Origin of the sequence: Kaistella sp., from assembly GCF_049588135.1 — a bacterium.
In the GTDB taxonomy this organism is placed as follows: Bacteria; Bacteroidota; Bacteroidia; order Flavobacteriales; family Weeksellaceae; genus Kaistella.
The window spans coordinates 1-8,498 of record NZ_JBAVFG010000136.1 but is presented as its reverse complement, the minus strand read 5'-3'; the positions used below and the strand labels follow the sequence as shown (position 1 = coordinate 8,498).

The window sequence follows — 8,498 nt, the reverse complement described above, 5'->3', positions numbered from 1 at the left end:
CCGCAAGAGCGATAATCTTTTTTGACCTTTGTGGTTTAAAAATTAAAAAAGCCGCAGAGCGGCGAACGATTGGTAGAAAAACAGCAACCAATAAAAGTTGAGCTCCCCAGGAGCGAGCCATAAAACATAAATATCAAGCGAAAAATATAGCGTTCCCCTGGAACGCTATATCATTATACAATCTTCTTTTCCACACAGATATTGCTCCGCTGGAGCAGCCTATGCCTTTTTTCTTGTCGCGAACTCATCTGTTTCATATTTGTTTTGAAAACTACAAAAACGATCATTTTTTGTGGTTTAGAAAACTATAAAACTTTCAGCTCCAAATCAATGGTTTTCCCGAAAAATTTCTTGGAGATTTTCTCGAAGTTTTTAGTAATATCCGAAAGATAAAAATGGTATTTCGGGTTCGCATTTTTATCATTGAGTAAATGATATTTATCCAAAGTAATTTTCAATTGATTGGCAACGATATTCGGCGAATCGATGACGCGAACTCGGCTTCCGTAATATTGTTTAATTTCATCAATCAGTAAAGGATAATGCGTACAGCCCAAAATTAAAGTTTCTATATTTTTTAATTTACTGTTGCTCAAATAATTATAAACAATCGCATGCGTAATCGGGTGATTTTTGAAACCTTCTTCTATCGCCGGAACCAAAAGCGGAGTCGCCAATTCATCAACTTTGATAAACTTATTGTGCTTCCTAATCGATTTTTTATAAAGTCCGGAATTCACTGTTGCTTTGGTCGCAATCACTCCCACATTATTGTGAATTTCGTAAGAAACTTTTTCCGCCACAGGATTGATAACATCGATCACAGGCACTTTCTCACTCACCAAATCCAGGACTTCTTTCAAGGCATTTGCCGTTGCCGAATTACAGGCTATTACAATCGCTTTACAATTTTTATCCAATAAAAACTGGGTGATTTTGGTGCAATATCCAACAATGGCTTCCGGAGATTTTTCGCCATACGGAAGATGTTTGGTATCGCCGAAATAAATGAGATCTTCGTTGGGAAGCAAGCGTTTTATTTCTTTTGCCACCGTTAAGCCACCCACTCCGGAATCAAAAATCCCAATCGGTTGTTTTGCAGAAAGATGGCTGAAATCCTGTTTTTTATTTTTCAATGGAAGAAAATTTTTGCAAAAATACAAATTAAAGAGCCAAGTAAAAAGTAATCCCGATAACTATCTGGAGAGCCAAGTAGGGACAAATCGCGATTTGTGCGATTTTTTTTAAACCAAAAATAAATCCGAGGCAATTCCATCGGCAAGAAACCAATGCTTTTCGGGGATTTTCAAATGATTATTTTCGATGATTAAAATGCCGTCTTCTATTTTATGCTGAATTTCTTTTTGAAAATGATTTAAAATTTCTTCATTAAATTTTTGATTTAAAGATGGTAAATCTACCCCCCAAATCGTTCGCAAACCAATCATCAACATTTCATTGAATTGATCTTTTTCTGAAAGAATTTCGGTTTCTTTGGCTAATTTATTTTCATTTAAAAAATTGATATACAACTTGTTATTGGCAACATTCCAGCTTCGCTCGTTTCGTCCGTTGTAAGAATGTGCGGAAGGTCCGATGCCCAAATATTCCTGATATTTCCAATACGCAGAATTGTGTTTGGAATGGAAACCGGGCTTTCCAAAATTGGATATTTCGTAATGTTCGAAACCGTGATCTTTCAAAAAATCGATCATATAATAAAATTCTTTATTCTGCTCGGCTTCTTTTGGCGCATTGATTTTTCCTTGAGAAATCCACTTGTTTAAAGTGGTTTTGGGTTCAACAGTTAAAGCATAAGACGAAACGTGAGGAACTTCGAGCTCGATGGTTTTATTGAGATTTTCTTTCCAGATTTCGAAATTGGAAGTGGGCGAACCGTAAATTAAATCGATGCTGATATTTTCGAAACCAAAATCCTGCGCACGTTTGATAGAAGATTCAGCTTCACCAGAATTATGTACACGATTCATCATTTTTAAATCTTCATCAAAAAAACTTTGCGTTCCGATGGAAAGCCGATTAATTGCCGTTTGCGAAAGTTCTTTCAAGAAATTTTTATCCAAATCATCGGGATTGGCTTCAAGGGTAATTTCTATATTTTGATCGAAGGCAAAATACTTAGAAACCTCATCAATAATCGATTTCAGTTCATCAACTTTAAGAATAGAAGGTGTTCCGCCACCGAAATAAAGGGATTTCAGATTTTTATTTTCGAGTTCATTTTTCCTCAAAGAAATTTCTTTTTTAATGGCAGCAATCATTTCCTCTTTAAAATTTAAAGAAGTAGAAAAATGGAAATTGCAATAGCTGCATTTCTGTTTGCAGAAAGGAATATGGAGGTAAATCATTTTATAGAAGAGCAAAGGGAAAAGTTAAAAGAGCCAAGATTGTGGGTAAGATTGAGGTCGAGTTCAGCTTTAAGGTTGACAGTTTGAAGTTTGAAAAATTCACCATTCCCTACTGACCATTGACAACTCCCTAATACCGATATCCTCTCGTATTAATAAAATTTTCGAATTTATAACCAACGCTCAACATAAAACTGCTTCCAGCGTATTGTTGAATATCTGAAAGTCCAAAATTATAAGTTGCTCCAAAAAAGAAATTATTCACGGTTGCTTTTACAACAGGAGAAATAGCCAAACTTTGATTCCCAAATTTATTGCTGGCAGTTCTAAAACTTGCACCAGCAGAAAATGAACTTTCATCTCCAGCAGCAGTTGCCATTAAATTCACATCGACCATTTTTGAAGAATTGGTATTAAAGTTAGCCAGAACAGATGGTGTTACATAAAGCTCATCTGTTAAATACCAATTGTAACCGGTGTTGAGTAAAATTTTAGTTGGTTCAGGTTCGATCCCATTTGAAATAGGGATATCATTCGTTATGGCAATATCATTCACAGAAACTCCAGCGAAAAAATTACGGTAAGTCACCGCCATCCCAAGATTTGCGTAAACTAAAAACAGAGAATTTGAACTTAAGACCGGGTCGCCAGGATCCTGCGGACTCAGCATTCCCAGGTCGATATTCATGTTATAGAAATTCACATTCATCCCAAAAGAGAACTGGCTTTTTCGTTCGCCATCATCATCAATCGGAATAAAATAAGCTGCACCTGCCGAAATACCATTGGAAGAAATCGGTCCGTTTTGATCTCTAAAAAAAGACAATCCTGCTCCTACTCTATCAAATACGTTAGCATGCATCCCAATCGACTGTACATTAGGGGATTGATCGAAATTCGAAAATTGTTTTTGGTAGTTTAAATTCAACACAACATCATCAGTACGGCCATAAAGCGCAGGATTAAAAAGAAACTCGCCACCAAGCAAATACTGTTGGTAAAAAGGCAATGTTTCCTGACTTTTGTAGCTTCCGAGAAAGACCACCACGAAAAATAACGTATATATTTTTCTCATAATAAAAGTTGCGTGAATTTTCAGCAAATATAAAAAGTTTTTATGGAACTAAGATTCTAAATATTTTCTCCATTTATTCAAAGCATCGTCCATATCTTTTGGCATTGGACTTTCGAAATACATTTCCTTCTTGGTTGTCGGATGAATAAACCCGAGCGTGTGTGCATGCAATGCGTGACGCAGTAAAACTTCAAAAACATTTTTCACAAACTGTTTGTACTTCGGCATATTGATTCCTTTTAAAATCTGACTGCCTTCATATCGTTCATCATTAAAAAGAGTATGACCAATATGTTTAAAGTGTGCCCGAATCTGATGTGTTCTACCCGTTTCTAATTTACATTCTACCCAGGTAATATAACGGAACCGTTCGATGACTTTATAATGAGTGACCGCATGTTTTCCCAAACTTCCGTCTTCGAAAACCGCCATCTGCATTCTGTTTTTTAAATGTCTTCCGATATTTCCACGAATGGTTCCTTCATCATCTTCGATATTTCCCCAAACGAACGCCCAATATAATCTTTTGGTCGTACGGTCAAAAAATTGTTTTGCCAGAAAACTCAAGGCATATTCATTTTTTGCGATAACCAATAATCCTGAAGTATCTTTATCAATCCGATGAACCAAACCAACCCGGTCTAGATCTGATTTCTGCCCATTTTTCTCAAAATGAAAAGCCAGGGCATTAATTAATGTTCCGCTATAATTCCCATGACCGGGATGAACGACCATTCCGGCTGCTTTATCCACCACAACCACATCGTCATCTTCATAAACGATATTAATCGGAATATCTTGTGGAATAATAAGATTTTCTCTCGGCGGACTTGTAAGCAAGACCGAAATTTGATCACCTGGTTTTACACGGTAATTTTGTTTTACCGGCGAACCATTAACCACGACATTTCCAGCGCGACAGGCTTGTGAGATTTTATTTCGGGAAGAATTCTGTCTGAAATTCACCAAGAATTTATCAATCCGTATCGATTCCTGACCTTTATCAACGGTGATGGAAAGGTGTTCAAAAAGTCCTTCTGATTCAGTTTCATTGGATTCCTGATTCAAAAAATCTTCTTCTGCGAAATTTTCGTTGTCTTCTGTCATTGTATTTTTGAAAGATAAAGCTCCAACTTTTCGGTTGAAGCTTTAGATTGTATGTTCATTAAAAAAAACTATTCAACAATTACCTTTTTAACCTTTGGTTTCTCTTCGGTTTTCGTTGGAGTAGCTTTTGCTGGGACTTGAAGAGTAACAGCTTTTGGTTTCGTTTCGACCACTTTTGGCTTTTGCTCAGTCGTCGTTTTTGGAGATTCCTGCTTTTTAACTTCTGGTTTTGGTATTTCTACTTTTGGCGCAACAGATTTTGGTGTTTCCTCTAAAGGTTCATTCCGACCAGGCGAAGGTTCTTTATAAACAGGAGTTTCTTCATAGTTTTGCGGATCGTAACTATCTTTAATCCTGTAGATTGAATTCAATTGTGAAATTTTTGCGCCCAATTCAGCAGGAGTTTTTTTACTGACCCAAATATCAATTTGCATTCCTTGATCTCTGACATCAAATGCTGCCGGATCTTGATAGTACACAATATCTGATTCATCTGCGCCACCATCTTCATGTTCAATTAAACCTATTTCAAATAAATTTTGAGCAATAACTAATTTGGCTTCCTGTACGGTTAAACCTACAAGATTTGGTACGCTAATATTTCTTTTTGGACCTGTACCAATTACCAAATCAATCGTTGAGAAACGCGGTAACAAAGCGCCAGGCTTTAGAACTGCACCATTATATAACATTCTCAAAACAGCATCACGTTGAATGCTCGGCTCATAAATGGTATCGCCAACTTTCAGTCCCACTTGCTCCAATTGCCTAAATGCCAATCCTTTGTACCGATCTAAAATATCTGGAACAGAAACCTGCGCGTAAGTTCTTGGATTCACTTTTAACACGATTGTTCTGCCATCTTTCACTCGAGAACCTGGTGACGGATAGATTTGCAAAACCTGGAAAGGTTTGAATTTGGGATCGTATTTAAAACTGTCAACTTCATAAGTTAAACCAGAATCATCTAAAATTTTAATGGCTTCATGCACCGATTTATTCATCACATTGGGTACTGCGATTTCTTTTCCGTGATTCGTATGAATTTCTAACCACCGAAACGTTAGCCAAACTGCACCTACGAAAACTGCAGCCGCTAAAAGTATATTTATCCAGACTTTCCAATGAAAGAGCGATTTAAGCATATTTCTAAATCTTTTATTAACTGCAAATATATAAAATAATCTTTTCTGCTCTTGCTGAAAACTTTAGCCTTTCTTTTTTAAGTTTAAAAGTTTTTAAATAATTATCTTTGTGAGATAAAGTAAATACATGATTTTATCCATGACCGGCTTCGGTAGAAGCGAAGGAGTTTTCGAAGGCAAAAAATTAACCATCGACGTTAAATCCCTCAACAGCAAATCATTTGATCTCAACATCAAAATCCCATTACGATATAAAGAGAAAGAATTCGAAATCCGCAAAATGCTGAACGACAGAGTTCTTCGTGGTAAAGTCGATTGCTACATCAATATCGAATCACTTAACAGTGCCAATGATGTAGCTATTAATCACGACTTGGTACAAGCTTATATGCAGGAATTGAAAAAGGTGGCAGGAGATGGTCCCGATTTCGAATATTTGAAAATGGCAGTTAGAATGCCAGAAGCCATTTCTACCAAAAGCGATGAGCTCAATGACAATGAATGGATTTTCTTAATCGAATTATTGGAAGAAACTTTAACGAAATTTGAAAATTTCCGAAGAACAGAAGGTGGAATCCTACAGGAAGAACTGCACCGGAATATTAGCAAAATTGAGAATTGCTTACGCCTGATAACCCCTTACGAAGAAGTGAGAATGGATGCTGTGAAAGAACGCTACCGAAAATCACTCAACGAATTTGATCAGATTGATGAAACCCGTTTCTATCAAGAAATGGCGTACTACACCGAAAAATTAGACATTGCTGAAGAAAAAGTACGACTCACACAACATTTAAAATATTATCTGGAAGTGATGATCGAAGAAAGTTTCAATGGTAAAAAACTCGGATTTATTTCTCAGGAAATCGGACGAGAAATCAACACCTTAGGATCAAAAGCCAATCACGCCGAAATTCAAAAACTCGTAGTGATGATGAAAGATGATTTGGAAAAAATTAAAGAACAAACGTTAAACGTACTATAAGACAATAGGCGAAAAGACATGAGATAATAGACATTTCTCATATCTCTCATCTAAAAATCTCTAATTTCAATGAATAAAGTTATCATATTCTCAGCACCTTCCGGAAGTGGAAAAACTACGCTCGTAAAACACTGTTTGGAGTACTTTCCCGAACTGGAATTTTCAATTTCCTGTACGACCAGAAATGCAAGAGGCGAAGAAAGAAACGGTATCGATTACTATTTTATTTCACCTGAAGAATTCAGAGAAAGAATTGCAGCAGAAGCATTTGTAGAATTTGAAGAAGTATATACCGATAAATATTACGGAACTCTGAAATCAGAAGTCGAAAGGATATGGAACAGCGGAAAAGTCGTTATTTTCGATGTGGATGTAATCGGAGGAATTTCTCTTAAAAAATATTTCGGTGACCATGCGCTTTCTATTTTCATCATGCCGCCATCGGTTGCCGCTTTAGAATTACGACTGATTGCCAGAGGAACCGACGATCTGGAAACTATTCATACAAGAGTTTCAAAAGCAACTGAAGAAATATCCTTTAAAAATGAGTTTGATGAAATCGTGATCAACGATCAATTAGAAGTGGCAAAAATTGATATCAATAATTTAATTACGCAGTTTCTGAAATCATGAAAATCGCCATCATCGGTTGCGGTTGGATTGGGAAAAAATTATCCAAATATTTAAAGGATCAAAACCATTACATCATCGCCACCACTACTTCTTCTGAAAACTTATCTGCTTTAAAAGAAATCGCTTCAGAAGTTCATGTTCTTGATTTTAACACCACTGAGAATTTTGATTTTTTAAATGATGTTGATGTTGCGATTTTCAGCATACCAATTTCAAGGAACGATTGGTTTGAAGGTTTTGAAAAACTCAACAAGCAATTTCCCAAAACCATTCTTTTCAGTTCCACCGGAATTTATCCGCAGGAAAATAAAACTTTCACCGAAAAAGATACCGAACATTTAAGAACAGATATTCTTAAAGCAGAAAATTTAATTAAAGAAAAATATCCTCAAACCAATATTTTGCGTTTTGGAGGATTAATGGGCGATGAACGCTCCATCCAAAATATTTTTAAAAATAAAGTTCCAGAAAACCCTCAAAAACAAGTTAATTATATTCATTTTGAAGATATTCTTGCCATCGTAGAAAAACTGATTTATTCAGAAAAAAAATCTGAAATTTACAATATCGTAGCTCCGAAACACCCGACAATTGCAGAGATTTTGAATTTAGAAACGCAAAATTTTAACGGAGAAAATCAAAGGATTATTTCTTCAGAATGTTTCATTCAAGATTTTAATTATACATTTATACATCCGAATCCTAAATATTTTTAAGCATTGGAAAATGGAAATGTTTTCAGATTTAAAGAAAACATTATTGAAAAATTGATTGTAATTGTTCGCTCGAAATAAGTTGCACAACTATACAACTTTTATTAACTTTGCTATGATTAGAGAAATTATAACTTTCGATCATTATTTTGATGATTTTATTAAAACATTGAACCCGAAAGTTGTTGAAAAAATAGAATATGTTTTTGACATCATCGAAACTCAGGAAAGGATTTCAGAAAAATTCGTGAAACATATTGAAAACGGTTTATTCGAAATTAGAATTGAATATCAAAGCAATATTTACCGAATTTTCTTCTGTTTTGATGAAGGAAAATTAGTTGTTCTCTTCAATAGTTTTCAGAAAAAAACTCAGAAAACTCTAAGAAAAGAAATCGATAAAGCATTAAAAATAATGGCTGAATATTATGAACACAAAAGAACCCAGAATTAAAAGTTACAGTAAAATTC

9 protein-coding genes are annotated in these 8,498 nt (G+C 35.3%); 4 read left to right on the top strand and 5 right to left on the bottom strand.

Annotated elements, in window-relative coordinates; all coding sequences use genetic code 11:
• Positions 1–305: 305 nt before the first annotated feature.
• From murI to WBY99_RS08005, 5 genes are all read right to left on the bottom strand, one after another.
• The gene (gene murI / locus WBY99_RS08025; protein WP_423975813.1) at positions 306–1,136 is read right to left on the bottom strand and encodes a glutamate racemase; all 831 of its coding nucleotides are present in this window, start codon (positions 1,134–1,136) and stop codon (positions 306–308) included.
• A gap of 108 nt (positions 1,137–1,244) precedes the next feature.
• Positions 1,245–2,369, bottom strand: coding sequence for a radical SAM family heme chaperone HemW (gene hemW, locus WBY99_RS08020; RefSeq protein ID WP_423975812.1), 1,125 nt, complete (start codon positions 2,367–2,369; stop codon positions 1,245–1,247).
• Positions 2,370–2,499: 130 nt separating this feature from the next.
• Positions 2,500–3,444 (bottom strand): PorP/SprF family type IX secretion system membrane protein, encoded by a 945-nt coding sequence (locus WBY99_RS08015; RefSeq protein WP_423975811.1) that lies wholly within the window; start codon positions 3,442–3,444, stop codon positions 2,500–2,502.
• A 48-nt stretch (positions 3,445–3,492) separates the two neighbouring features.
• Positions 3,493–4,551, bottom strand: coding sequence for an RluA family pseudouridine synthase (locus WBY99_RS08010; RefSeq protein ID WP_423975810.1), 1,059 nt, complete (start codon positions 4,549–4,551; stop codon positions 3,493–3,495).
• Positions 4,552–4,619: 68 nt separating this feature from the next.
• Positions 4,620–5,696 carry a PASTA domain-containing protein gene (locus WBY99_RS08005; protein WP_423975809.1) on the bottom strand — a complete coding sequence of 359 codons (1,077 nt, stop codon included), beginning with the start codon at positions 5,694–5,696 and terminating at the stop codon, positions 4,620–4,622.
• A 127-nt stretch (positions 5,697–5,823) separates the two neighbouring features.
• Here WBY99_RS08005 and WBY99_RS08000 point away from each other — a divergent pair, with 127 nt between their 5' ends.
• From WBY99_RS08000 to WBY99_RS07985, 4 genes are all read left to right on the top strand, one after another.
• Entirely contained in the window at positions 5,824–6,681 is an 858-nt protein-coding gene (locus WBY99_RS08000; RefSeq protein WP_423975808.1) for a YicC family protein, read from the top strand.
• Positions 6,682–6,750: 69 nt separating this feature from the next.
• A complete protein-coding gene (gmk, locus tag WBY99_RS07995; protein WP_423975807.1) occupies positions 6,751–7,314 on the top strand; it encodes a guanylate kinase in 564 nt (187 codons plus the stop codon).
• Entirely contained in the window at positions 7,311–8,030 is a 720-nt protein-coding gene (locus tag WBY99_RS07990) for an NAD(P)-binding domain-containing protein (RefSeq protein ID WP_423975806.1), read from the top strand. The genes gmk and WBY99_RS07990 overlap by 4 nt, the downstream gene beginning before the upstream one ends.
• Positions 8,031–8,142: 112 nt before the next feature.
• Complete coding sequence (locus WBY99_RS07985; protein WP_423975805.1) at positions 8,143–8,481, top strand: type II toxin-antitoxin system RelE/ParE family toxin; 339 nt, start codon at positions 8,143–8,145, stop codon at positions 8,479–8,481.
• Positions 8,482–8,498 lie beyond the last annotated feature (17 nt).

Excerpts from the sequence above, each read along its gene's own strand:
- WBY99_RS08005 (WP_423975809.1), bottom strand. The coding sequence starts at position 5,696 with ATGCTTAAATCGCTCTTTCATTGGAAAGTCTGGATAAATATACTTTTA.
- hemW (WP_423975812.1), bottom strand. The coding sequence starts at position 2,369 with ATGATTTACCTCCATATTCCTTTCTGCAAACAGAAATGCAGCTATTGC.
- gmk (WP_423975807.1), top strand. The coding sequence starts at position 6,751 with ATGAATAAAGTTATCATATTCTCAGCACCTTCCGGAAGTGGAAAAACT.
- WBY99_RS07985 (WP_423975805.1), top strand. The coding sequence starts at position 8,143 with ATGATTAGAGAAATTATAACTTTCGATCATTATTTTGATGATTTTATT.
- WBY99_RS08015 (WP_423975811.1), bottom strand. The coding sequence starts at position 3,444 with ATGAGAAAAATATATACGTTATTTTTCGTGGTGGTCTTTCTCGGAAGC.
- WBY99_RS08000 (WP_423975808.1), top strand. The coding sequence starts at position 5,824 with ATGATTTTATCCATGACCGGCTTCGGTAGAAGCGAAGGAGTTTTCGAA.
- WBY99_RS08010 (WP_423975810.1), bottom strand. The coding sequence starts at position 4,551 with ATGACAGAAGACAACGAAAATTTCGCAGAAGAAGATTTTTTGAATCAG.
- WBY99_RS07990 (WP_423975806.1), top strand. The coding sequence starts at position 7,311 with ATGAAAATCGCCATCATCGGTTGCGGTTGGATTGGGAAAAAATTATCC.